A 22,790-nucleotide genomic window follows, 5' to 3' on the forward strand; every position below is an offset into this window, starting at 1 on the left:
CCATGTGCTTCATCACCGCGTACCCGAGCGCGGCTCAAGACGAAGGACCCCGCGATGACCGACATCGACGCCCCTGACGAGACTCTCGAAGCAGAGGTCCCAGCCGAGGAGGCGACCCGGGAGATCGCCAAGGCCGTCACCGGCCGACGCGCGCTCGCCCGTCAGTACGTGAAGTGGCTCCGGCGACGGAACCCGTCGGCGACGCCGACTGAGATCGTGCAGATGCTCGAGCGTCACTACGTCACCTCGATCACCACCGCTGGTGCGGCGATCACGGTCGGCTCGATCGCCGCTGACATCGCGATCGCGTCGATCCCGATTGCCGGCCCTGCCGTCGCCGGAGCGAAGAGCGCCGGCGCACAGGCTGCGAAGACGGGCACGAAGGTGGCCCTGAAGACTGCCGCGAAGAACGCGGCACGCACGGGTGCCAAGGGCGCCGCGGCGCGACTGCTCCCCGCCGGTGACCAGCAGCTGCAGTTCGAGATCACCGCCGTCTTCGGTCTCGCCGTCGCTGACCTGCACGGCATGGACCTCGACAAGGACCAGGCTCAGGCGCTCGTCCTCGGCTTGACCAACGAGCGGGTCAGCCAGCAGCAGATCGCAGCCATGGCGACTGACGTCGCTGAGGTGACCTCCGACGGCACCGTCTCGACCGGCCAGAAGATCGCGGCTGGTCGCGATGACTGGTCGCACTGGGCGACCACGTTGTCGGATGCACTCCCGGGCGGCGCCGCGCAGAGCCTGATGCGCACGATCCAGACCGGTGAACTCGATCCGGTCCGGGAGGGACTCACGGGCAAGCAGCGTGCCTCGATCGAGTACGGCGTCGGCGCAGTCACTGGTGGGGTCGCGCGCTTCGTCTTCGGGCGCGACGTGGTGAAGTCTGCGAAGACTGCGTTCCCCGAGCCTCCGGCAGAGTTCCCGGATCACCTCGCCCCGACCGTGAGGGCCGACGGTGACGACGAGGAGTCCGACAACCGCGCCCTCGCCGCTCTCGAGGACGCCGCTCGCTCGACCGGCACGTGGGTCAGCGGGGCTGCAGGCGCCGTCGGCTCCGGCGTGTCGAGCGCGGCGAGTGGTGCGACGCGGGTGTTCCGTCGAGTCGACCTGGACGGCGACGGCGAACCGGACGAAGCGCAGGCGCTCACTGCGGTGAAGAACGTCGGCGGCAAGGTCGCCGGGGCGGCGGACGCCGTCGGAGGCCGAGTCGCGGGACTGTTCAAGTCCAAGAAGAAGAGCGACGGAGAATGAGCGCGCTCCCCCCGGCCGCTCGGCCCGAGGACGTGCTCGCTCGAGCCGTCGGGGACGCGGTCCAGGTCCTGGATGGGCAACTTCGCCGGGCAGGCGCAGCGGACGTGCCGAACGCGCCGGGGCTCTACGCAATCTGGGCGGACGGGGCCGTGACCGAGCAGCTCGGCATCGGCTCGCAAGGCCGCGCAGCGCCGATCTACATCGGCAAGGCAGAACGGAGCCTGCGCGACCGTGACCTCCGCGCCCACTTCGGCGTCGACGGCGCGAAGGTGCGGTCCGGCTCGTCGACGCTCCGCCGCTCGTTGTCGGCGCTCCTCGCCGATGAACTCGAGCTGCGGCCCGTCCCGAGGGGCAAGACTGCGAGTGACGCGTCGAAGGGCTTCTCGCTGCATCCGGAGGACGAGGGACGCCTGTCCACGTGGATGCAGGACCGGCTCGAACTCGCGACCTGGGCGCTCCCTGTGGGGCTGGGCATACGCCTCGGGGACGTCGAATCGCGGGTCATCCGACACTGGGATCCTCCGCTCAACATCGTGCACGCACCGACTTCTCGGACGGCGCTGCGTGCGGCGCGGGCGGCGTTGCGCTTCAGAGCACACGACACGATCCCCTGAAGGCGGTCGGGGTGTTCGGCGCCAGTCGAGGCTGATCTCCGCGGCTGGTCGGGACCGAACGATCCGGACTATCGCCGCGTTCAACCCAATGGTCGATCGTCGGCGGGACCGTCGATGCGCTCGTAGGCGGCCGCGACCTGGGCGGTCACGTCGACCCCAGCCCCCTGCACCTGCCGTACGAGGATCGCGTACGAGTTCGTGTGCTCCACACGCCGTCCGAGTGCTTCCGTCTCCGCCCGGCCGACCTGGCGTGCCCACGCGAGGTCGTAGGTCGACGCGTCGAACACCAGGAACAGCGCCGCGTCGAAGTCCCACGACCGGAACGCGGAGAACGTCTGCGACCGCTTGTCGTCCGGCCGCACAAGTCGTGCCTTCACCTGTAGCCGCAACCCGTCGGCGGTCTTGAGGTCGAAGCTCTTCTCCGAGTTCGGAGCGAGCTCGCCGCCGTAGGCGCGAAGAGCCAGACTCTCCGCGAGGTCACCGAGCGGTGAGTTCCGTGTCCGGATCAACCCGCGCCGCAACAGTTCGTCGATGACCGCCACCGAGGAGGCGAGGAGCTGCCGCACCGTCAGTGCGGCCGGGTCGAATGGTGGTCGGTGCGCAGACATGCTGCGAGCCTACGAACTGACCAGGCTCGGACGGGAGGCACGCTGCGCCCTGGTACCGCGCCTCCCGTCCGTCGCTGATCACCGCACCGCGGCCGTAGCCCACAGATGCCGCGCTCTTCCCGCAACCCGGGCTCCGACCGGCCGGCACAGCACGACGGCGATCAGAGCGATGCAGACGAACTCGATGACGACGTGCAGCAGGAGCGGGATGGGGTACCAGTTCCCCGTGAGCCAGAGCACGCCGCCGACGACGAGCCCGATGCCGAGCACTCGCCACGATGCACGTCTGATCGTTCGCGCTGCGATGACACCGACCACGATCACCAGGAGCGGTACGGCAAGCGCCAGCGCCGTGACCGCCCAGGCGACGATTCCCTCGGAGGCGCCCACGAGGCCCCGGCCGGCCACACGGACGACGAGGTGCAGGAGCAGCACAACCGTGCTCAGTTGCACCTCACGACTGCCGCGACGCAGCGTGAGCAGGCCGATGCTCAACAGCACGGCACTCACGAGTGCGACGACGAGTGGGACCGATCCGACGAAGAGGCCACCGACCGTCAGCCTGCACAGGTCCTCGGCGGCGAGCACCGCGACCCCGATGCTGCCCGCGGCAAGCGCGAGCCGTGACCCGGTTTCCCTGGTCATCAGCGCTCCTCAACACTCGTCGGGGAGTGCGAGAGCCTCCGAGCCGCGTCGGCGCAGAGGTGTTTCACCTGCGGTCCGAACCGGGAGAGCATCGAGGGCCATCGGTCCTCGTCGCGCTCTGCTCGTACCTTGGCGATCTCGTCCTCGGGAACGACCGACCGGATCTCGCCAGCAACCGAGGGAAACAGCTGCTCGTAGTACTGCGCATCAGCCTTCTCGGTCTTCTCGCGTCGGATCCGCCGCGACATCTCGTCGACGGCGAAGCGCGCGCAGGTGGTGAGGTACTCCTCACGCTGCGTGGGTTCAGCGCCGTGACGATCAAGGAATGCGATCTCGGGGTCGTCCGCAGGGGCCGAGATCTTGGAGACCACTTCCTCGGGCCCGACGATGATCCAGTGATCTCCTCGTCTGCCGGCCCGCCCGGAGCCGAGAGTGTCGGACCACTCGTCGACCAGTTGGTCAACGGCCTCGCTGTGCGAGTAGACGCGGATCGAGGTCGTCGATGTGCCTGCGACGCAGTCGTAGCCACGCATCGTGTCCCAGGAGACCAGGTCGTCCCGGTACACGTCCCGGTCGTTGCACGGCACCTGGTCGACCAGGGCCCGAGCAACGTCGTCGAGCCATGAGACCGGTTCGACTCTCCCCACCGGCGTCGCACTCGCAGTGGGAGTCGGCGATCCCGTCGCTGGCGACGCACAGGCCGCTGTGGACAGGACCGCGAGCGCGGGAAGGATCAGAACCACGCTGATCCGACCGGTTCCACTCCTCCTCATCCCCACTGCACACCGGCGACACCCGACGCAGTCATCCCCTTGATCTGCTTCGTCGCGGAGACGTTGCCCCAGTGGACGCTGACGCCGCGACGGCCGGTCCCACACCCGGCTTGGGTCCAGGTGGTCTGAGCCCGCGAGTTGAAGCCCTTCGCCCACACGCACACTCCGACCTGCCCTCGGTCGCGGTACCAGCTGTAGGTCAGCGTGGTGTTCTTGCTGGCGCCGATGATGCCGCATCCCGGCACGGACAGCTGCATCGTCGGGATCGCGGCGAAGGCACGATCGTGGCACGGGTTTCCGCGGCTGATCGGGTTGCCGTCCTCGTTCACCCGCACCGCGTCAGCGGGGTTGAACGCCGGGTCGACGATCGTGCTCTGGCCGGTGGCCTCGGTCGGCGTCGCTGCCGAGGCGGGCTGCGACACCACCAGTGGTGCGGCCAGCAGGACCGGGAGGGACAGCGCGGTGACGGAGCGACGGAGGATGTGCATCGTGTTCTTTCCTTCTCTCGAGGTCAGGATGACCGGACCCGAGAAAAGTAGCAGTGGTACACAGAATGCGAACGAGTAATATACCAACTGTCTGCGATCGCAACGCAGCCCCGATCGGATCGAGTGCAAGCGGTCAGACCGCCCCCGCCACCGCCAAGTGCCCCCGCACCATCACCGCATCCGCCGCCGGCGGCCTCCCGTACGCCTCCCGGTAGTCCCGCGAGAAGTGCGACGCACTCCGGAACCCCACCGCCGCCGCAGCCCGCGCCGCAGTGTCCCCGTGCACGACCATCCGCCGCCGCGCCTCCCCCAGCCGCGTCCGCTTGAGGTACTGCGCCGGCGTCATCCCCGTCGCCTCCTTGAACCGCGCGAACAACGTCGACTCGCTCACCCGCAGCTCCCGCGCGAGCCGCACCATCGACCACCTCTCGGCCATCCGGTCGCTGAGCAGCGCCGTCGCCCCGGCGACCACCGACGGCCCGGTCCCGTCGAGCGCCGCCGTGATCCGCGGTGCCTGTTCGGTCTGCAGCAACCGCAGCACGATCTCCCGAGACACGAGCGGGAACAGCACGGGGATGTCCTCCGGCGCGTCGAGCAGCCCGACCAGCCGGGCGAACGCGTCGGCGAGCGGCTCTGTCCAGCTCCCCAACCGAGGCAACGACGACACCGCACCGGACGGCGACGAACCAGGAGCAACCGCAGCAGCAGCAGCCGGCACGGACATCGAGGCGACGACCTCCCCGACCACCACCGGGTCCAGTCGCCAGACGACCGCGACGAACCCGTCCTCCCCCGCTGCGTCCACGACCCCGGCGACGACCGGCAGGTCCACCGGCGTGATGATGAACCGCTCGCGCCCCCACACCTGGTCGTCGTCCCCGACGATCGAGCGCTTCCGCCCGCGCAGCACGACCGACAGCGACGGCTCGTAGCGCCGGTCGAACAGCCCGGTCGGCTCGTGCACCTTCGACACGGTCAGCCCGAGGGTCTCCGCGTGGTGCGCCGACCCGACACGAGCGACCGCGTTCTACCGGTCCCGCCCCGGCACTGCGGCGAGCGCCGACGCGGTCGCTGCCGCACGGTCGAGGTGCTGCGCGATCCGCTCGTCCACACCGCCACGCCACCCACGCGTCGAACACCGCGACAGCCCGCGGAGGCACCGCTGCAGGATCCGGCAAGGTCCTCGTGGATCCGGGCAAGCCGCGGCGACCGAGCGCACCGGATCATCGACCCATGACCACCACACCCACCGCCCAGACCACTCCCCGTACCGCCCTCGTCACAGGCGCCTCGAGCGGCATCGGCGAGGCCATCGCCCGCGAGCTCGCCGCCGCCGGCCTCATCGTCGCCGTCCACGGTCGGAACGAGCAGCGCACCCGCGCCGTCGCCGAGGACATCGAGCGCCAGGGCGGTCGCGCCGTCGCCCTCACCGCCGACCTGTCGCAGGGCCCCGACGTCGTGCGCGCACTCGCCGCCGAGGCCCGGGACCAGCTCGGCGGCCACGTCGACGTCCTCGTCAACGACGCGGGCGTCTACCCGGGAGGCCCGACCGAGTCCCTCGACGACGACACCGTCGATGCCCTCCTCGCCACGAACATCCGCGCACCCCACGTCCTCGTCGCGGCCCTCGCCCCCGGCATGGCGGAGCGCGGCAGCGGCCACATCGTCAACATCGGCTCGTGGATAACCCGCGTCGGCGTCCCCTTCATGGCCCTCTACCCCGCCACGAAAGCCGCCGTCGAACAGCTCACCCGCGCCTGGGCCGCCGAGTACGGCCACCGCGGCATCCGCGTCGTCACCGTCGCCCCGGGAGCGACGGCGACCCCGGGCAACGCCGACTCGGCCGACGTCCTCGCCGCGATGACGCAGGGCACCCCTGCAGGCGTCCCGGTGCAGCCGGTCGACATCGCCCGCGCCGAGCGCTGGGTGGTCTCAGACCAGGCCGCGTTCGTCACCGGCGGCACCATCGACGTCGACGGCGGGATCGCGTCGACGGGACTGGACTGACCGGACCGACGCACGCGGACAAGCGGAGTCTCTGACGGACAGGAGGCGCGGTGCCGGCCGACACCGCGCCTCCCGTCCGCGCAGCGCGCTGATATGCTGCCGGACGTACCACTTCGGGGGAAGGAACACCGTGACGGATGTCGTCATCGACGCGAGGGTGATCCGCGGCATCGCTGGCAGGATCGAACAGAGTCAGACGCAGCTGAGCAGCATCGCAGTCACCGTGCTCGGTAGTGCGGACTTCGGCGCAGCCGAGGTGCGCTCCGCGTTCGAGACCGCACTCCGCGTCCAGGCCGATACGATCGCCGTCCTCGAGAACAACACCTGCGCAGTCGCGAAGCAGGCGCACGGGGTCGTCTCTGCGTTCGAGGACTGGGACGCTTCCCGAGCTCGCGCGGCCGGCCGGTGATCGCAGATCCGACCGCTGGCGATCCACGGTCCATTCGTTCCGTCGCACTGCGTCTTCAACAGCGATCGTCGGGGATCCGCTCAGCCTCGAATGAGGTGCGCCAGCAGGCGGCGGTCATCACTGACGGCGAGTGGAAAGCGAAGAACAAGACGTCGTTCATCGCCGCAGCAGTCGAAGTCGGCGCCGGCGGCGAGCGCATCGCCAGCCATGTCGATCGAGCTGCCACAGTCCTGATCGCCTACGCGACGAGGATCGAGCAGATCCAGTCTGAAGCCCAATCGATCAAGGCGGCTCAGGACCGGAACCACGACGACCTGAGTGCGAATGCCCGGGCGGTCGAGAAGTTGCGGGAGTCGGACGCCGATGACGCCTCGGTCCGCATGCTCGGTCTTTCCGCGGTGGCAGCCGGACTGCAGGTGTCGAAAGTTGCGCTCGAACAGTCGTGGCAGGACCTCGTCGTTCGCCGCCGGGCGGCTGATGCGGAGGCCGCGTCGAAGCTCGGTGAGTCCGAGGTGATCGGCGCGTTCGCGACGAGTGCTGCCGCGATCACGGGGATGACCGACGAGCAGCTGCTCGCCTTTCTCAGCGGCTTGGGACCCGAGGAGATCGCCGCGTTCGCCGGCAACACTGCACTCGCTGACCGGCTTCGCAAGGTCCTCGATCCGAAGGCAGTAGCAGATTGGTGGTCCGGGCTCGGCGGCGACGACGGGAAAGGCTCGCGGGATGCGCACTCGGCCGTCCAGGAGGCGTTCATCGCGGCCTTCCCTGTTGTGGTCGGCAACCTCAACGGCGTCGCCTACTGGGCGCGTGACTCCGCGAACAGGATCACGCTGAAGTCTGCGCTCGCCGACGCGAAGCAGCGAGTGCAGGCACTGGAAGCGCAGCGCAACGGACCCGGATGGTCTCCTGCCCTGGAGGCGCAGCTGGCTGACGCCACGAAGTACCGCGACCAGTTGCAGAACTTCGACGCGGGTCGCAGGAAGCACTACGACCTCAACCGGGAGGGCGTCCGTCAGCTCACGTCCCTCACGCTGGGTCCTCCCCCACTCGGCGCGATAAGCATCGGCGATCTCGATACCGCAGCGAACGCCACGTACGTCGTGCCCGGGATGGGGACGACCCTGCAGGACTCCACGCGGCTCCTCCTCGCTGCGGCGAACCTCCGGAATGCGCAGTCCCTCTTCACGACCGACGACACCGCGGTCGTCGCATGGATCGGATACGAGACGCCCGGACCGATCGCGGGCGGCGACCCCTCGGTCCTGTACGACGGCAAGGCGCACAAGGGCGCTCCGCTGCTCAGCGCCGAACTGGAGGGCTACCGCGCCTCGGTTGGTCCGGACACGAAACTCAACGTCGTCGCGCACTCTTACGGAACGACGATGAGCAGCATAGCCGTCAGCCAATCGCCAGACCTCGGCGTGAACAGCTACGTTGCTCTCGGCTCTGCGGGCATCCCCATCGACGTCCCGAATGCTGCTTCGCTGCACGCTGACCACGTGTACGCGGGCACCGGCGACGAATGGGTCGCTCCGGGTGGGCGCATCGGAAGTGGTCGGAACGACCCTGACTCGTTCGGCTTCGGCGCCGAGCACCTCGATGTGGGTCCTGGCAGCGGGAACGAGGGCGTCAACGCTCATGATCCGCTGCGGCACGATGACGACGAGAACCGAGACAAATGGGGATACTTCGATGAAGGCACGAAGTCACTCCTGAGCACGGCGGAGGCCACAACTCGATGAACGCTCTCCAGAGACACGGAGCGACGGCACTCGTCGTCGCCGCTGCGCTTCTCACGGGCGGCTGCGCGGGCCAGCCAGGAACTCCACAGACCACACCGACAATCACTCGATCGGAATCGCGCATGACCCCGGACGAAGTTCGCAGCGAGAGCCTGACGATCGTCGAGAAGCTCCGCGCACTGGATGAAGCGGCCCTACCGGAGCTGCGGCAGCCGACCGCGACCGAGTGCGGACCACGCTCCGACGAAGGAGTGCAGTTCAGCTGGTCGGTCGAAGGCAAGTCACCCTCCGACCCGCAGGCCTACATCGACCGCGCCGAGGCCGTGCTCAAGGAGAACGGCTACTCCACGCACCGGACCACGACCTCGCTGAACGACGGCCGACCCCTGCACTACCTCGGCGCCGACGGCGACGGACGCCCGAAGATCGGGTTGGGCTCCAGCGCCCTGAACACCGTCCTCCAGCTCTCGTCGGACTGCGCCGACGGCAATGCCAGCGACTTCGGGTGAGCCCTGCACCGGCGCACTCGTCCTGACGGGCGACCCACGCTCAGCCGTGGCGGACGAACCGCGGCCCCTCGTACCCGTCCCGCGACACGTGCGCCGTGAAGTCAGCGAGCGACCGCACCCAGTGCCCCCGCTCCCCGTACAGCGCCTGGTACACGACGACCGGCTCCTCGGTCTCGACGTCCTTCGCCACCAGGACCACCTCGTACTCCCCGCCCTTGAAGTGCCGGTACCGTCCGGGCATCACGTCGCTGCTCACCCGCACGATCGTAGGGCTCCTCGCGGGCGCCGCCAGCCGTCGAGGGGTGACCACCCGTCGGACGGGAGGCACGCTGCAGTCCGCCACCGCGCCTCCCGTCCGCCACACGGTCACGTCCGATCCGACAGACCAGCACCGCCGGTCCTGCTTGACTGGACACACCAGGGGAACAACGGCGGGCGCTGCGCGCCGCAGCTCGACAGCACGAGGGGGAACGACATGGCCACGCTCAGCACCCGCGAGCGAGACCGGCGCGGCGGACGCATCGTGCTCGCCGTCCTCGCGCTCATCACCGCGGCCGTCTCGGTCTGGTTGCACTTCCACACGGGCACGATCCGCCCGTCGGCGTTCTGGGTGCCGACGCTCGTCGGGCTGGCGTACGGAAGCGTCGTGTGGCCGATCGGTCAACGCCGCAGCTCCGGGTGGTGGCCCGATCTCGTGTGGGTCGGATTCCTCGGCGTCTTCTTCGTCCTGATCGCGACCAAGACGTTCTCCGCGCCGGCATGGTTCCTCGCCGTCCTCTTCGGGGCGCTGCTCACCGAGGCCGTCCACCCAGCGAAGCGTGCCGCACCGTCCGCGGTCGCGAAGCTCCCCCTCGACCAGGTCCGCCCCTGGTCCGGCTCCGGCGTCACCGCGGCGGTGACCGAGCGCCCCTTCGGGCAGCCGCACGCGAAGCCAGCCGTCCTCGTGACCACACAGGACGGCAGCACCGTCTTCCTCGTGATGGACCTCGCAGCGTTCTTCGACGGCGAGACCGGCATCGCGGAGTCCGCGAACGGGGAACAGCTGACGTTCCTCTCGCGCAAGGGTGTGGCGCCGAGGTCGTCCGTGCTCGACGATGCGACGCCGGGGCTGGCAGACGGGACGCTGTTCCTCTTCACCGGCCGACAGGACGCCCGGCCGTCCGCCGTGTTCAGCACCGAGGACGCGCTCGCCTTCGAGCAGTGGGTCCGGACGATCCCGGAGGACTGAGGGGGCGAGCGGAGGACCCGTTCGGTACGGTGGCCCTCGGAGGGGGAACGATGAGCGACAGCATCAACACGTGGGGTGGCACGGAGGCGAAGGCGGACGGCGAGCCGCTGTTCGTCGTCCAGCGGCCGAGGTTCCCCCAGCAGATCCTCATCGTGCTCGGCGGAGCCGCAGTCGTCTTCGGGCTGCTCGGAACCGTGATCGAGCAGTTGGTCGTCCCGGGCGCGGACAGCACCGCGTTCGTGCTGATCGGCCTGGTGGGTGCCTTGTTCCTCCTGATCGGTCTCGCACTGGCAGCCGGACGCGTGACCGTGTTCGACCGGCACTACCTCGTGAAGTCCGGCTTCGGGAAGGCCCGTCGTCGCGAGGTCGACGACATCCACGTGCTCCGGTACGGGACGCAGTCGGCCGGCGGTGGGCCGACCTTCGTCAGCCTGACCGCGTGGAACGACCGCAAGAAGAAGCAGTTCACGGTCTTCACGAACTTCCGCGGGTACGACGAGTTCACGGCGTGGTTGGCGGAGCGGCGACCCGAGCAGTGGACGGAGTGCGAGCGGCTCGGGCTACCGGAGTGAGCAGCGGCTTCGGTCGTTCCTGCACAGCCGGCAAGCGGCGCACCTCCCCCACATCGTCGTCGTCCGCGACCGCGATCACGCCTCGGCACGACAGGCTCGAGTGGTGGAGCAGTGGGAAGCCGACGACGCACGCCGTCGCCACATGGCCCGCTTCGGCCGGCGTGACACGGCACCCGAGCTCGCACTGCGCCGGGAGCTGCACCGCCGCGGCCGTCGATTCTTCATCGACCGGCAGGTCAGCCGCCGGTGCCGCGTCCGCCCCGACCTCGTGTTCCCTCGTGCTCGAATCGCGGTCTTCGTGGACGGCTGCTTCTGGCACCTCTGCGAGGAAAACGTGCAGCTCCCGAAGGCGAACGCCGAGCTGTGGCGCCGGAAGCTGCTGGCGAACCGGGAGCGCGACGCCCGGAACCAGGCGATCCTGACGGCCGAGGGCTGGCGGGTCCTCCGCTCGTGGGAGCACGACGATCCCGCAGCGGTCGCAGATCGCGTCGAGGACGAGCTCGACCGCTGGGCCGCCATCGTCGGCCGCCCCGCAGAGCGGGGACGACCGTGAGCGAAGGACGAATCGACGGACGGGAGGCGCGGTGCCAGCCGGCACCGCGCCTCCCGTCCGTCATCCGGTCGCGACCGCGACCCGCACTCACCAGGTGAGCACGAACCGCCCCCGCGTCCCGCCGACCTCGAGCCGCTCGTGCGCCTCCGCAGCGCGCGACGCGGGCAGCACCTCGGCGACCCGCGGCACGAGCACCCCGTCCTCCACCGCCTGCCGCAGCTCCTCGAGCAGGTCGAACGACGTGTACTCCGAGAAGACCATGATCCGCTCGAACCGGATCCCGCGAGCACCGTTGCCCTCCCAGCCCCGCACGTCCGCGAAGAACCCGCCGTCGCGCACCGCGTCGACGACCTCGTCCCGCTGCACCGCGGCATCGGCGAGCGCGTCGACGCCGTCCGGCACGATGCCGCGCACGGCTGCGGCGAACCCGTCCCCGCGGCGCACCATGTGGTCCGGCCCGAGGGACCGCACGAGGTCCTCGTCCTTCGGCGCTGCGTCGGCGATGACCGTGATGCCCCGCTGCTTCGCGAGCTGCACGACGTAGTTCCCGAGCAGCCCCGCGGATCCGGTCACGGCGAGTGTGTCGCCCTGCGAGAGCTCCGCGCGCGCGAGGATCTGCAGCGCGGTCAGGCCGTTCATCGGGACGGTCGCGGCTTCCTCGATCGACAGTCCCGCCGGGATCCGCGTGAAGGACCCGACCGGCGCGACGAGGTGCTCCACGTAGGCGCCGCCGTGCTCTGAGAGCGGCAGGGCCATCGCCATCACCTGGTCCCCGACCTGCCAGCCCTCGACGTCGTCGCCGACCTCGTCGATGACGCCGGCGGCGTCCATCCCCGGCACGTACGGCGGCGAGGACTCCGAGGAGTCACGCTGCCCTGCGCGCACGCCGGTGTCGGTCGGGTTCACGGCGAACGCCTGCACCCGGATGCGGACGGTGCCGGAGCCGGCGTGGGGCTCCGGGACCTCGTGGACGGCGAGGGCTCCGGGCCCTCCGAACGTTTCGACTCCGACGACCTGCATGTCATCCGGTCTACCCGCCCCCGGGTCCGTGGACTCAGCGGACGTTGCAGGAGCGACAACCCCGCGGGTACGGTCAGCCGCTCGTGTCGACCAGGCAGGGCGATCCGAGTTCGACGCGGTCAGCGCTGTACAGGTCGACGGAGACCCCCTGGTCACGGTCGAGCATCACGACTCCCCCGCCCACGAACTGGGTGCCGACCGCGAAGCCCTCGGCCTGCAGGAACCGGACCGCCGGTGCGACGGCAGCCTTCGTCTGCTCGGGCGTCCCAGCCGGGTCGTCGGCGCCGGGACCACGCCAGGAGTAGTGGACCAGGACGCCGTCGTCGGAGTTGTCGAGCCGACACGGCCGGACGTCGACGCTGACCTGGTCGTCGGTCGGTGCCTCGTGTCCGAGCGCGTCGACGACCCGTCCTCCGAGCTCGACGAGTCCGGCTTCCGCCTGCTCGGGCGTCCGGCTGGTCTCGAGTGCGGTCGGCGGTGCTGCCCGTCGTGCTGCGTCAGCCTGCGCCTCGCCCACGGACAGCAGTGCGAAGGGCACCATCGTCAGCATCGCGACCGCGCCGAGCGCCCCGCAGACGGCGATGCCGGCAGCGGCCCCGGTCCGCCCTCGCTTCGCGGCGATCACCAGGGAGACGATCGCGGCCGCTGGGACGAGCACCGCGATGAGTCCACCGGTGACGAACGCCGCGGCGAGGCCCTGCACGGTGGCCCGCTGCTCGACCGTCGGCGCCGCCGTCGTCGCGATCGCGTACACGATGACGAGGCTCCCGACCACGAACGCCAGGATGCTCCCCGCGATCCACGCACCGCTCGCCGCCCGTCGCGACGGGTGGTCCGAGCGCCCGGTCCCGGCTGGCTCCTCGGTGCCGGCCGGCTGTCCCGCGTCGTTCATGCGTCCCCCTCGCTCGTCAAGCGCCCCGCCTCCACGCTACCGAGGGATCGGCGCTCCGGCCGGGCTCCCAGACTGCACCGCCAAGCTCGAGCACAGGGGGGTCCACATGCACGAACACCGCCGCCACTGGCCGTGGCCCGTCGTCCTGCTTGCCGGCTTACTGATCGGCGCCGCCGAGCCGTTCGGCATCATCGGTGAGGCCTGGATCGCCGACCCGACCGTCGACGAGCCGATCGTGACCCCGACCGACTGGTGGCCGCCGGACTCGTCGTTCCTCGGCCTGCTCGCCGTGCTCGGTGTCCCCCTCGGAGCAGTCCTCGGCGTCCTGGTCGCGGCGACGCTGTTCGCGCTCGCCCGGGTCGTCGACGATGCGCTCGGTGTCCTGCCCGCGGCCGTGGTCTGCGGTGTGCTCGCGGCGGGTGTGGCCGGGTTCCTGGGCCTGCCCCTCGCCGCCGTGGTGCAGCCACCACCGGTGACGATGCCCCTCGTCCTCACCGCCGCAGGTTTCGCCGGCTTCCTCCTGACCGCGGGGGCGCTGGGGACCCTCCGCCGACCCGTCGCGAACGACTGACACCCCGAGCCGATCGCCACCGCTCAGTGCCACGTCCGCATCGCCACGACCACCGCGACCGGCAACGACACCGCGAGCACGATCCCCACGACGATCGCCAGTGCCCGCGCCACCCGGATCCCCTGCTGCCCCACCCAGATCAGCAGCAGGATCGCCGCCAGGTAGAGCGGCGGCACGAACAGCAGCGGCACGAAGCCGAGCCCGGTCCACTCGACGAGGGCGCCCGCGAGCAGCTCGTACACGGTGCAGCCGGCGGCCACCACGAGTGCGACCCACACGCTGACGGGTGCTCGACGTCCCGGCGCCGCGGCCGTCACGCGCTCACGCATCGTCGTCGTACCCGTCGCCGGGCCCTCCGGCCAGGCAGGTCGTCTCGATCATCACGTCACCCGAGGTCCGGGTCACGCCCGCGTTCCCCTCCGCGAGCCAGTCGTCACCGACCACCCGGATGTCCCACCCGAGCGGATCGGCGTCACGGAGCCCGGCGTCGAGGAAGACCTCGCGGACCGGAGCCAGACGCGCTTCGGCCTGGTCCTGGGGCAGGAGGTCGGCCTTGCGATCCGCCTCGGTCTGCGGCTCCTCGTCCGCGTCCGCATCGGCAGGGAACGACCACCGCCACGTGTACTCCGTGCCCTGCTCGAGGTTCGACAGCGAGCACCCGCGTGGGAACTGCACGACGTCACCGGTCTCCGGGTCACCGCCCATCGCCCGCACTGCGCGCTCCCCCACGGCCGCGAGGTCCCGCTCGGCCTGCGCCGGCGTCCGACTCGTCTCGGTCGCGGTCGGCGGCTGCGCCCGCTGCTCCTCCTCCGCCGCCCAGCTCTGCGCGACCCGCGTCGTCGGGTACCCGAGCGTCACGGCCGCGAGGACCACGAACACCGCACACCCGATCGGCCCGACCAGCGTCACCGACCGGTCGCGCCGACGCTGCACCAGCAGCAGGACCAGTCCGGTCAGCGGCACACCGGCGCACACGACCGTGACGACGATGCTCCCCCCGGTCTGCCCCGAGAGCGTGTGGGTGGAGTTCCCCGCGCCGTTGTACCCGGCGAGCGCGACGAGCAGCCACGCGATCCACCCCGCGGGCAGCAGCAGCCCGCTCGCCACGATCCACCAGATGCCGTTCCGCCGCCTCGGCGGCGACCACGCGACGTCGTCGACCATCGATCCCCCGTTCCCCACGACCACACCGTACCGACCGGCCGGGAGGCACGTGACCAGCCCGCCCCGCGTCTCCCGTCCGCACGCACCGGCCGGGAGGCCCGCTACCGGCCCGCCCCGTGCCTCCCGTCCGTCTCCCGGTCGCCTGTCGAACAGCACCCGCCGGGTGCGGACGAGCGGTCCGGAACGGCGCCCGGCCGATCCGCCTACGCTCGAACGAATGCCCGCCCCGCACCACCCTGCCGACCAGCCGTCGTCGTCCGACGGGTTCATCCGCGTCCGCGGCGCCCGTGAACACAACCTGCAGGACGTCGACGTCGACATCCCCCGCGACCGGATCGTCGCCTTCACCGGTGTCTCCGGCTCGGGCAAGTCGAGCCTGGCGTTCGGCACGGTCTTCGCCGAGGCACAGCGTCGCTTCCTCGAGTCCGTCGCGCCGTACGCCCGACGACTCATCGCGCAGGGCTCGACACCGCACGTCGACGAGATCACGGGTCTGCCCCCGGCGGTCGCCCTGCAGCAGCGCCGCGGCGCCCCGAGCACCCGCTCGACCGTCGGCACCCTGACGACGCTGAGCAACTCGGTCCGCATGCTCTACTCGCGCGCCGGCACCTACCCCGAGGGCGCCGAGCAGCTGTACTCCGACTCGTTCTCGCCGAACACCGTCGCCGGGGCGTGCCCGCGCTGTCACGGCCTCGGTACCGCGCACGAGGTGACGGAGGCCTCGGCGGTGCACGACCCGTCGCTGTCCATCCGCGAGGGCGCGATCACCGCCTGGCCCGGTGCGTGGCAGGGCAAGAACCTCCGCGACGTGACGGCGGTGCTCGGCTACGACATCGAGCGTCCGTGGCGGGAGCTCCCGCAGGAGGACCGCGACTGGCTGCTCTTCACCGAGGAGCAGCCCGTCGTCGAGGTCCACCCGAAGCGCGACCGGGTGGCGAAGCCGTACAAGGGACGGTTCTGGAGCGCCCGGCAGTACACGCTGCACACCCTCGCCGACTCCCAGAGCGAGACGCAGCGGAACAAGGCCCTGCGCTTCGTCGAGTCCGGACCGTGCCAGCTCTGCCACGGCTCCGGGCTGACCCGGGCAGCCCTCGCGGTGACGTTCGGCGGCCTGTCGATCGCCGCGTTCAACGCACTGCCGCTCGCACAGGTGGCCGAGGTCCTGCGCCCCGCAGCCGAGTTGAAGGACCCGTCGCCCGCGCAGAGCCGTGTGACGTCCGGGGAGCGGTCCGAGGTCGCGAAGTCGATCGCCACGGACCTGCTCGGTCGGGTCGAGGTGCTCGTCGGACTCGGCCTCGGGTACCTCGGGCTCGACCGGGCGACGCCGACGCTCTCCCCCGGTGAGACGCAGCGCCTGCGGATCGCGACGCAGCTCCGGTCGGGGCTGTTCGGCGTGGTCTACGTGCTGGACGAACCGAGCGCGGGGCTGCACCCGGCGGACGCGGAGTCCCTCGTGCAGGTCCTCGACGACCTCCGCGCCAGCGGCAACAGCGTCTTCGTGGTGGAGCACGACATGGACATCGTCCGGCGTGCAGACTGGATCGTGGACGTCGGCCCCGGGGCCGGTCCGGGCGGCGGGCGGGTGCTGTACAGCGGCCCGCCGGCGGGCCTGGCCGACGTCCCCGAGAGCGTCACCCGGCGCTACCTGCAGCCCCGGACCTCGCCCGTCGAGCACGAGCTGCGCGAACCCGTGGGCACGCTCGAGCTCCGTGACCTCACCCTGCACAACCTGCGCGGCCAGGACGGGAAGGGGCTCGACGTCGACCTGCCCCTCGGGGTGTTGACCGCGGTGACCGGGGTCTCCGGCTCGGGCAAGTCCTCGCTCGTCGGTGGCGTGCTGCCGTCGGTCGCCACGCAGCACCCGCTCGTGTCACGGGTCGTCGAGGTCGACCAGAAGCCGATCGGCCGCACACCCCGCTCGAACCTCGCGACCTACACGGGCATGTTCGATGCCGTCCGGCAGGCCTTCGCCGCGACCGAGGACGCCCGGGAACGTGGCTGGACCGCCGGGAGGTTCTCGTTCAACGTCGAGGGCGGCCGCTGCGAGGTCTGCCAGGGCGAGGGCTCGGTCTCCGTCGAGCTCCTGTTCCTTCCGGGCAGCTGGGCGCCGTGCCCGGAGTGCCACGGTGCCCGGTACAACGCCGAGACGCTCGAGGTCCGCCGGGCCGGCTCGACCGTCGCGGACGTCCTCGGCATGACCGTCGACGAGGCATCGGACGCCCTCGCCGACCTGCCCGCCGCCGCCCGCGCGCTGGATGCCCTGCGCAGCGTCGGCCTCGGCTACCTCCGACTCGGGCAGCCCGCGCCGGAGCTGTCCGGCGGCGAGGCCCAGCGCATCAAGCTCGCCACCGAACTCCAACGCGCACGGACCGGTCACACGCTCTACCTGCTCGACGAGCCGACCACGGGCCTGCACCCGGCGGACGTCGAACTCCTCACCGCGCAGCTCCAGCGGCTCACCGACGCAGGGAACACCGTCGTCGTGGTCGAGCACGTGATGACGGTCGTCGCGCAGGCGGACCACGTCGTCGACATGGGTCCGGCCGGTGGTGACGAGGGCGGCCAGGTCGTGGCATCCGGGACACCGCGCGAGGTCGCGGCGTCCGCCACGAGCCGCACGGCGCCGTACCTGCGGGCAGCGCTCGGGAGCTGACGAACGGGGGCGCCCCGCCGGGAGACGATCCACGGAACGGCAGATGACGATCCTGGTTCACGGAACCCGGCGCTGAACGCGGCATCCTCCGATCGGAGGATGCACCTCCGCCCGCCCCTCCGATCCGCCGGAGCCCACGCACCCGTCAGGCTGGACGCATGTCCACCACACCGGCCGTCACGGTCGAGCACCTCACGAAGCAGTACCCCGGCGGCAAGACCGCCGTCGACGACGTCTCCTTCACGATCGACGCCGGCGAGACCTTCGCCCTGCTCGGCCCGAACGGTGCCGGCAAGTCCACCACGGTCGAGATCCTCGAGGGCTTCCGCTCCCGCACCGGCGGCGAGGTCCGGGTCCTCGGCCACGACCCCGCACATGCCAGTCGGAGCCACAACGCCCGCGTCGGCATCGTCCTGCAGACCAGCGGCGAGTCCCCGAACGTCACCGTCGCCGAGCAGCTGCAGCACTTCCGGCACCTGTACCCGCGCAGCCGCCCCGCGGACGAACTCCTCGCCGCCACCGGACTCGAGGCCCAGCGCAACAGCCGCATCAGTCGCCTGTCCGGAGGGCAGCGCCGCCGTGTCGACGTCGCCCTCGGGATCATCGGCCGACCCGAGGTCCTGTTCCTCGACGAGCCGACCACCGGCTTCGACCCCGAGGCCCGCCGGCAGTTCTGGCAGCTGATCCGCAGTGTCCGCGACGAGGGCACCACCGTCCTGCTGACCACCCACTACCTCGACGAGGCCGCGCACCTCGCGGACCGCGCGGCCGTGCTCGCCGGCGGACGACTGCTCGACGTCGCACCCATCGACGCGATCGGTGGACAGGACGCACGCACACCGATCGTCCGGTGGCAGGACGACACCGGCGCGCGGCACGAGCGCCGGACGACCGACCCCACCGCACTGGTCCGGAGCGCCACGACCCCGATGCACGCGCTCGAGGTCGTCCGCCCCTCGCTCGAGGACGTCTACCTCACCATGATCTCGGAGCACGCAGCATGAACCCCGTAGTCAACATGAACCCCGCAGTCAGCATCCGCCTCGGCGCCCACCGCATCGCGTACGAGCTCCGGTCGTACTTCCGCGCACCGGACTCGGTCTTCTTCACCTTCCTCTTCCCGATCGTCATGCTCGCGCTGTTCTCCGTCGCCTTCAGCAGCGCCGACGACATCCAGGCGGGGCCGGGCGTCAGCGTCGACTACGCCACCTACTACCTGCCCGGACTCGTCGCCACCGGCTTCCTGCTCTCCGGCACGCAGGCACTCGGCGTCGACATCGCCGGCGAGCGCAGCGACGGCACGCTCAAGCGCCTGGGCGGCACCCCGCTGCCGGTCGTGAGCTACTTCGTCGGCAAGATCGGCATGGTCCTCGTGACCTCGATCGTGCAGACCGCGCTGCTCCTCGTCGTCGCGGGCGTCGTCTTCGGCGTCGACCTGCCGACCGACGGCGGTGCGTGGGCGCGGTTCGCCGGCATCATGCTCCTGGGTGTCGCGACGGCGAGCGTCCTCGGCATCGCGATCTCGGCGCTCCCCCGCGAGGGCCGCCGCGCCACCGCCACCGTCGTCCCGATCGTCCTGGTCCTGCAGTTCATCTCCGGTGTGTACCTCCCCTTCACCCAGCTGCCCGACTGGCTGCAGACCGTCGCGAGCGTGTTCCCGCTGCGCTGGATGGCATCGGGGATGCGCTCGGTCTTCCTGCCGGACGCGTTCGCGTCCGCCGAGCCGGGAGGCGCGTGGCACCTCAGACTCGGAGTCCTCGTCCTGGCAGCATGGCTGGTCGTCGGCACCGTCGCCTGCCTCCTGACGTTCCGGTGGAACCGGCGGGACTCCTGATCGTGCCTGTGGAGAACGCCCGCACCGGCCGCACTCGATGGGATGCTGTCGGCATGGACCGGATCACCAGGCACCGCAACTGGGGACTGCACGTCGCGGTGGCAGTCGCCGTCGCGCTCGTGTCGGTGATCGCAGCGACCGACTGGTCGCCCTGGCCGTCACGCTGGCCTGCCTTCGTCGCCCTCGGGTTGCTCACCCTGGCGTACGTGACGTACGGCTGGCGTGGGTACGACGAGCCCCGCGCCGCAGCAGCCTTCGTGCCGTTGCTCGTGGTCGTCGCCCTCGCGCTGCCCGCGGTCGTACCGAGCACCGCGTTCATCCAGTCCGTCCTGTTCCCCGTGGCATGGTGCCAGGTCGAGCGCGTCCGTACCGCCGTCTGGGTCTCGGTCGCCATCGGCATCGCGTCGGGCGTCGGCCTGCAGATAGCATCCGGCCTGGACGCCCTCGCCGGCACGATCATCATCGAAGCGATCAGCGTCCTCGGCGCTTGCGCGCTCGGGCTCTGGATCTCCCGGATCGCCAGGCTGTCCGACGAGCGCCGCAGGCTCATCGAGCAGCTCGAGGCGACGCAGCAGTCCCTCGCCGAGGCGAACCGCGCTGCCGGGGTCACGAGCGAACGGGAACGCCTGGCCCGCGAGATCCACGACACCGTGGCGCAGGACCTCGCCGGCATCGTCATGCTCACCGAGCGGGCACGCGCCGACCTCGCTGCCGACCGGTCCGACCGGCTCGACGAGCGCCTCGCCGTGCTCGAGGAGTCCGCCCGGACCGCGCTCGAGGAATCGCGGACCCTGGTCGCGGCCGGCGCCGCGGGGGTCGCCAGCGACGGCCTGGGTGCTGCGCTGCACCGGCTCGGCGAACGCTTCACCCGCGAGACAGGCATCCCGGTCGCGGTCGACGCGCCGGACTGCCCGCTCGACCGCGACGCGCAGGTGGTCCTGCTCCGCGTCGGTCAGGAGGCACTGGCGAACGTCCGCGCACACGCTCGGGCCACCTCGGCGCGCGTCGCACTGCACGTGGACGGCCGGTGCGTCGTCCTGCGTGTCGAGGACGACGGCGTCGGCTTCGACGCCGCTGCACCGACCGTCGGACACGGCCTGCGTGGGCTGCGCGACCGACTCGCCCTGGCGGGCGGGACCTGCGTCGTGACGTCGACACCGGGGACCGGCACCGCGATCGAAGCGTCGGTCCCGGCCGGAGCCGAACCGAGCCTCCCGGCCGCACCGGAGCAGTCCTCCGTCCCCGGAGCGACGCGGTGATCCGGGTCGTGGTGGCGGACGACCACCCGATCGTCCGCGCGGGCATCGTCGCCCTGCTGCAGGACGCCGACGACGTCGAGGTCGTCGGGCAGGCCAGCGATGGTGACGGAGCCGTCGCGACCGTCCTGGCGGAGCGTCCCGACGTCGTGCTGATGGATCTCCGGATGCCCGGATGCACCGGAGACGCGGCAACGGCACGCATCCTCGCGCGTGAGCCGGGCATCCGTGTGCTCATCCTGACCACGTACGAGTCCGACGACCAGATCCTGGCGGCGATCGAGGCCGGCGCCTCGGGCTACCTGCTCAAGGCGGCTCCCGAGTCCGAGATCCTCGCGGGCCTCCGTGCGACCGCCCGAGGCGAGACCGCGCTCGCGCCCTCCGCAGCTGCAGCGCTCGTGCGCCGGACCACCGCCAGGGCCCCGGTCGGGCCGGCGCTGAGCCCGCGCGAGCTCGAGGTGCTCCAGCTCGTGGCGCAGGGGAACTCGAACCCCGCCATCGGGCGCGCCCTCTTCGTCAGCGAGACCACGGTGAAGACGCACCTCGGGCACGTGTTCGAGAAGCTCGGCGTGAACGACCGCACCCGAGCGGTCACCCGCGCCATGGAGCTCGGACTGCTGCCCTGAGGAGCGGCAGGCGCCTGCGCTCAGGCCGGGTCCGGCCGTTCGACCGTCAGGAACCGGACGACGTCCCGCGCGAACGCCGCCGGCGAGGACGGCCGCATGGTGACCGTGTCCCCGTCGATCTCCCGGTCGAAGACGCCGATGCCCGGCACCACGATCGACAGCACTGCGAACTGCCGGCGCTCGCCCCACCCACGGACGGTGTGCCAGTCGCGGACGGGCCAGGCAGCCTGCATCCACCCGACCTCGCTCGGGCACGGACCGTCACGATCGTCCAGGGCGGCGAGCGGGACCGTCGCCGGCTCCTCGTCCTCGATCACCCAGCTCGGATCGACGCCGAACCACGCGAGGAGCTCCCGGCTGAGTTGCCCGTGCGGGATCACGTCCATCGCGCTGTGCCCGTCGCCGTCCTCGACGACGAGTGCCGAACCCTTCTCGAGCCACGCGCGCCAACGCCTCGTCACGACGTCGCGCGTCCGGGACTCGATGACGAGCAGGTCCTCCGGGCCGTGCGCCGGACGCAGCAGCGCGGCACCGGCGGACGTCAGCGCACCGAAGCGTCCTGTGAGACCGGCAGCGCGAGCAGCCGTGCCCACCTCCGACCGTCGGACCCGTCCGGGGACGACCCCGCGGTCCTCCACCCACACGAGGTGCTCGAACAACCCGTCCGGCCCACGGACCGTGAGCAGCGCCGCCGCACGATCACGCCCCTCCGACGCAGCGCTGCCGCTCGTGGAGCCCGCGCCGCCGACGCGGTCTGCCGGCGGGATCGCTGCTGATCGCTCCACCGAGGCGGTCGACCATCGCGACCGCAGCACGTCGTCGACGACCTGCACCGCCAGCGGCCACTCGTCGATCGGCCCGCGGGACGCGATGCGCACTGCTGTCGACCCGACACCGCCGTAGCGGACGTCGAGGATCGTTCCCGTGCTCCGCAGGACGGTCAACCGCTCCGGAGCGCCTTCGATGAGCAGCGCCTCGTGGTCATCCGCTGCCACGGCTGCGAACCCCACAGCAGGGTCGGCACCACGCGCATGAACGTAGCGCAGGGTGATGGTCGACCCGGCACGTGCGAGCTCGACCACACCCGGCCGTGCGATCGCCGTCCAGTCGTCCGGAACCTCGAGCACGAGGTTGCCCACGATCGCCAGACGGTCCCACCGCACGTCCGGCCACGGCAGTGTCGGCTCCCCGCGGATCATCATGATCACCAGTCCCCCACACGATCATCCTGGCCGACACGACACGAGAAGCCGGCAAACACGCGACAGCATCAGCCTCGATGCGGGTCGGCCCGTTAACGCAGGAAACCCCTGACCGATCACGGTCAGGGGTTTCCTGGTGTTGCTGAAGTTGAGTCCGGCGGCGTCCTACTCTC

At 71.1% G+C, this 22,790-nt stretch carries 26 protein-coding genes; 15 read left to right on the forward strand and 11 right to left on the reverse strand.

Going from position 1 to position 22,790, the window contains the following annotated elements:
• The first annotated feature begins 54 nt into the window (after positions 1–54).
• Together ACIP6W_RS11675 and ACIP6W_RS11680 are read left to right on the forward strand one after the other, a co-directional pair.
• Positions 55–1,251, forward strand: coding sequence for a hypothetical protein (locus ACIP6W_RS11675; protein ID WP_400429591.1), 1,197 nt, complete (start codon positions 55–57; stop codon positions 1,249–1,251).
• Entirely contained in the window at positions 1,248–1,865 is a 618-nt protein-coding gene (locus tag ACIP6W_RS11680; protein WP_400429594.1) for a GIY-YIG nuclease family protein, read from the forward strand. The genes ACIP6W_RS11675 and ACIP6W_RS11680 overlap by 4 nt, the downstream gene beginning before the upstream one ends.
• An 80-nt stretch (positions 1,866–1,945) precedes the next feature.
• On the opposite strand, the gene ACIP6W_RS11685 is transcribed toward ACIP6W_RS11680, so the two are convergent.
• From ACIP6W_RS11685 to ACIP6W_RS11705, 5 genes are all read right to left on the reverse strand, one after another.
• Positions 1,946–2,473, reverse strand: coding sequence for a DUF6998 domain-containing protein (locus tag ACIP6W_RS11685; RefSeq protein ID WP_144411271.1), 528 nt, complete (start codon positions 2,471–2,473; stop codon positions 1,946–1,948).
• 78 nt (positions 2,474–2,551) lie between these two features.
• A complete protein-coding gene (locus ACIP6W_RS11690; RefSeq protein WP_144411270.1) occupies positions 2,552–3,061 on the reverse strand; it encodes a hypothetical protein in 510 nt (169 codons plus the stop codon).
• A gap of 56 nt (positions 3,062–3,117) precedes the next feature.
• On the reverse strand, positions 3,118–3,861 hold the full coding sequence (locus ACIP6W_RS11695) for a hypothetical protein (protein WP_311205213.1): 744 nt from the start codon (positions 3,859–3,861) through the stop codon (positions 3,118–3,120).
• 26 nt (positions 3,862–3,887) lie between these two features.
• Positions 3,888–4,379, reverse strand: coding sequence for a hypothetical protein (locus tag ACIP6W_RS11700; protein WP_400429597.1), 492 nt, complete (start codon positions 4,377–4,379; stop codon positions 3,888–3,890).
• A 133-nt stretch (positions 4,380–4,512) separates the two neighbouring features.
• Positions 4,513–5,352, reverse strand: coding sequence for an AraC family transcriptional regulator N-terminal domain-containing protein (locus ACIP6W_RS11705; RefSeq protein WP_400429600.1), 840 nt, complete (start codon positions 5,350–5,352; stop codon positions 4,513–4,515).
• A 260-nt stretch (positions 5,353–5,612) separates the two neighbouring features.
• Here ACIP6W_RS11705 and ACIP6W_RS11710 point away from each other — a divergent pair, with 260 nt between their 5' ends.
• From ACIP6W_RS11710 to ACIP6W_RS11725, 4 genes are all read left to right on the forward strand, one after another.
• The gene (locus ACIP6W_RS11710) at positions 5,613–6,386 is read left to right on the forward strand and encodes an SDR family NAD(P)-dependent oxidoreductase (RefSeq protein ID WP_400429602.1); all 774 of its coding nucleotides are present in this window, start codon (positions 5,613–5,615) and stop codon (positions 6,384–6,386) included.
• A gap of 130 nt (positions 6,387–6,516) precedes the next feature.
• Positions 6,517–6,795 carry a hypothetical protein gene (locus ACIP6W_RS11715; protein WP_066653505.1) on the forward strand — a complete coding sequence of 93 codons (279 nt, stop codon included), beginning with the start codon at positions 6,517–6,519 and terminating at the stop codon, positions 6,793–6,795.
• A gap of 95 nt (positions 6,796–6,890) precedes the next feature.
• Positions 6,891–8,537: an alpha/beta hydrolase gene (locus tag ACIP6W_RS11720; protein ID WP_251154873.1), complete on the forward strand. Its 1,647-nt coding sequence runs from the start codon at positions 6,891–6,893 to the stop codon at positions 8,535–8,537.
• A 122-nt stretch (positions 8,538–8,659) separates the two neighbouring features.
• Positions 8,660–9,046, forward strand: coding sequence for a hypothetical protein (locus ACIP6W_RS11725; RefSeq protein WP_144411268.1), 387 nt, complete (start codon positions 8,660–8,662; stop codon positions 9,044–9,046).
• A gap of 40 nt (positions 9,047–9,086) precedes the next feature.
• Here the strand turns inward: ACIP6W_RS11725 and ACIP6W_RS11730 are convergent, their stop codons facing one another.
• Entirely contained in the window at positions 9,087–9,302 is a 216-nt protein-coding gene (locus ACIP6W_RS11730) for a DUF1653 domain-containing protein (protein ID WP_400429606.1), read from the reverse strand.
• 219 nt (positions 9,303–9,521) lie between these two features.
• Here ACIP6W_RS11730 and ACIP6W_RS11735 point away from each other — a divergent pair, with 219 nt between their 5' ends.
• The 3 genes from ACIP6W_RS11735 to vsr all read left to right on the forward strand — a co-directional run bounded on the left by ACIP6W_RS11735 (position 9,522) and on the right by vsr (position 11,399).
• Positions 9,522–10,274 carry a hypothetical protein gene (locus tag ACIP6W_RS11735; protein WP_400429609.1) on the forward strand — a complete coding sequence of 251 codons (753 nt, stop codon included), beginning with the start codon at positions 9,522–9,524 and terminating at the stop codon, positions 10,272–10,274.
• A gap of 50 nt (positions 10,275–10,324) precedes the next feature.
• Positions 10,325–10,846: a hypothetical protein gene (locus ACIP6W_RS11740; protein WP_400429612.1), complete on the forward strand. Its 522-nt coding sequence runs from the start codon at positions 10,325–10,327 to the stop codon at positions 10,844–10,846.
• Between the two features lie 103 nt (positions 10,847–10,949).
• A complete protein-coding gene (gene vsr, locus ACIP6W_RS11745) occupies positions 10,950–11,399 on the forward strand; it encodes a DNA mismatch endonuclease Vsr (protein WP_400429615.1) in 450 nt (149 codons plus the stop codon).
• Positions 11,400–11,486: 87 nt separating this feature from the next.
• Here the strand turns inward: vsr and ACIP6W_RS11750 are convergent, their stop codons facing one another.
• Positions 11,487–12,419, reverse strand: coding sequence for an NADP-dependent oxidoreductase (locus tag ACIP6W_RS11750; protein ID WP_400429618.1), 933 nt, complete (start codon positions 12,417–12,419; stop codon positions 11,487–11,489).
• Between the two features lie 73 nt (positions 12,420–12,492).
• Complete coding sequence (locus ACIP6W_RS11755; RefSeq protein ID WP_400429621.1) at positions 12,493–13,311, reverse strand: hypothetical protein; 819 nt, start codon at positions 13,309–13,311, stop codon at positions 12,493–12,495.
• A gap of 106 nt (positions 13,312–13,417) precedes the next feature.
• On the opposite strand from ACIP6W_RS11755, the gene ACIP6W_RS11760 reads away from it, so the two are divergent.
• Entirely contained in the window at positions 13,418–13,882 is a 465-nt protein-coding gene (locus ACIP6W_RS11760; protein ID WP_400429623.1) for a hypothetical protein, read from the forward strand.
• Positions 13,883–13,905: 23 nt separating this feature from the next.
• Here ACIP6W_RS11760 and ACIP6W_RS11765 read toward each other — a convergent pair whose 3' ends face one another.
• Positions 13,906–14,211 (reverse strand): hypothetical protein, encoded by a 306-nt coding sequence (locus tag ACIP6W_RS11765; RefSeq protein WP_400429625.1) that lies wholly within the window; start codon positions 14,209–14,211, stop codon positions 13,906–13,908.
• Positions 14,204–15,064 carry a hypothetical protein gene (locus ACIP6W_RS11770; RefSeq protein ID WP_400429627.1) on the reverse strand — a complete coding sequence of 287 codons (861 nt, stop codon included), beginning with the start codon at positions 15,062–15,064 and terminating at the stop codon, positions 14,204–14,206. The genes ACIP6W_RS11765 and ACIP6W_RS11770 overlap by 8 nt, the downstream gene beginning before the upstream one ends.
• A gap of 199 nt (positions 15,065–15,263) precedes the next feature.
• Here ACIP6W_RS11770 and ACIP6W_RS11775 point away from each other — a divergent pair, with 199 nt between their 5' ends.
• The 5 genes from ACIP6W_RS11775 (at position 15,264) to ACIP6W_RS11795 (ending at position 21,415) form a co-directional block, all read left to right on the forward strand.
• Complete coding sequence (locus ACIP6W_RS11775) at positions 15,264–17,699, forward strand: excinuclease ABC subunit UvrA (protein ID WP_251160191.1); 2,436 nt, start codon at positions 15,264–15,266, stop codon at positions 17,697–17,699.
• 158 nt (positions 17,700–17,857) lie between these two features.
• Positions 17,858–18,703 carry an ABC transporter ATP-binding protein gene (locus tag ACIP6W_RS11780; protein WP_400429630.1) on the forward strand — a complete coding sequence of 282 codons (846 nt, stop codon included), beginning with the start codon at positions 17,858–17,860 and terminating at the stop codon, positions 18,701–18,703.
• On the forward strand, positions 18,700–19,533 hold the full coding sequence (locus ACIP6W_RS11785) for an ABC transporter permease (RefSeq protein WP_400429633.1): 834 nt from the start codon (positions 18,700–18,702) through the stop codon (positions 19,531–19,533). The genes ACIP6W_RS11780 and ACIP6W_RS11785 overlap by 4 nt, the downstream gene beginning before the upstream one ends.
• Before the next feature lie 53 nt (positions 19,534–19,586).
• Complete coding sequence (locus tag ACIP6W_RS11790) at positions 19,587–20,792, forward strand: sensor histidine kinase (protein WP_400429636.1); 1,206 nt, start codon at positions 19,587–19,589, stop codon at positions 20,790–20,792.
• Positions 20,789–21,415 (forward strand): response regulator transcription factor, encoded by a 627-nt coding sequence (locus ACIP6W_RS11795; RefSeq protein ID WP_209683293.1) that lies wholly within the window; start codon positions 20,789–20,791, stop codon positions 21,413–21,415. Before ACIP6W_RS11790 ends, ACIP6W_RS11795 begins: the two co-directional genes overlap by 4 nt.
• 20 nt (positions 21,416–21,435) lie before the next feature.
• On the opposite strand, the gene ACIP6W_RS11800 is transcribed toward ACIP6W_RS11795, so the two are convergent.
• On the reverse strand, positions 21,436–22,623 hold the full coding sequence (locus tag ACIP6W_RS11800; RefSeq protein WP_400429639.1) for a hypothetical protein: 1,188 nt from the start codon (positions 22,621–22,623) through the stop codon (positions 21,436–21,438).
• Positions 22,624–22,790 lie beyond the last annotated feature (167 nt).

Source organism: Curtobacterium sp. NPDC088465 (assembly GCF_044753165.1).
In the GTDB taxonomy this organism is placed as follows: domain Bacteria; phylum Actinomycetota; class Actinomycetes; order Actinomycetales; family Microbacteriaceae; genus Curtobacterium.

Bases quoted from the DNA above. Each gene is read 5' to 3' on its own strand.
- ACIP6W_RS11760 (WP_400429623.1), top strand. From the start codon at position 13,418: ATGCACGAACACCGCCGCCACTGGCCGTGGCCCGTCGTCCTGCTTGCC.
- ACIP6W_RS11680 (WP_400429594.1), top strand. From the start codon at position 1,248: ATGAGCGCGCTCCCCCCGGCCGCTCGGCCCGAGGACGTGCTCGCTCGA.
- ACIP6W_RS11755 (WP_400429621.1), bottom strand. From the start codon at position 13,311: ATGAACGACGCGGGACAGCCGGCCGGCACCGAGGAGCCAGCCGGGACC.
- ACIP6W_RS11765 (WP_400429625.1), bottom strand. From the start codon at position 14,211: ATGCGTGAGCGCGTGACGGCCGCGGCGCCGGGACGTCGAGCACCCGTC.
- ACIP6W_RS11735 (WP_400429609.1), top strand. From the start codon at position 9,522: ATGGCCACGCTCAGCACCCGCGAGCGAGACCGGCGCGGCGGACGCATC.
- ACIP6W_RS11700 (WP_400429597.1), bottom strand. From the start codon at position 4,379: ATGCACATCCTCCGTCGCTCCGTCACCGCGCTGTCCCTCCCGGTCCTG.
- ACIP6W_RS11790 (WP_400429636.1), top strand. From the start codon at position 19,587: ATGGACCGGATCACCAGGCACCGCAACTGGGGACTGCACGTCGCGGTG.
- ACIP6W_RS11775 (WP_251160191.1), top strand. From the start codon at position 15,264: ATGCCCGCCCCGCACCACCCTGCCGACCAGCCGTCGTCGTCCGACGGG.
- ACIP6W_RS11725 (WP_144411268.1), top strand. From the start codon at position 8,660: ATGACCCCGGACGAAGTTCGCAGCGAGAGCCTGACGATCGTCGAGAAG.
- ACIP6W_RS11750 (WP_400429618.1), bottom strand. From the start codon at position 12,419: ATGCAGGTCGTCGGAGTCGAAACGTTCGGAGGGCCCGGAGCCCTCGCC.
- ACIP6W_RS11785 (WP_400429633.1), top strand. From the start codon at position 18,700: ATGAACCCCGTAGTCAACATGAACCCCGCAGTCAGCATCCGCCTCGGC.
- ACIP6W_RS11780 (WP_400429630.1), top strand. From the start codon at position 17,858: ATGTCCACCACACCGGCCGTCACGGTCGAGCACCTCACGAAGCAGTAC.
- ACIP6W_RS11740 (WP_400429612.1), top strand. From the start codon at position 10,325: ATGAGCGACAGCATCAACACGTGGGGTGGCACGGAGGCGAAGGCGGAC.
- ACIP6W_RS11710 (WP_400429602.1), top strand. From the start codon at position 5,613: ATGACCACCACACCCACCGCCCAGACCACTCCCCGTACCGCCCTCGTC.
- ACIP6W_RS11685 (WP_144411271.1), bottom strand. From the start codon at position 2,473: ATGTCTGCGCACCGACCACCATTCGACCCGGCCGCACTGACGGTGCGG.
- ACIP6W_RS11675 (WP_400429591.1), top strand. From the start codon at position 55: ATGACCGACATCGACGCCCCTGACGAGACTCTCGAAGCAGAGGTCCCA.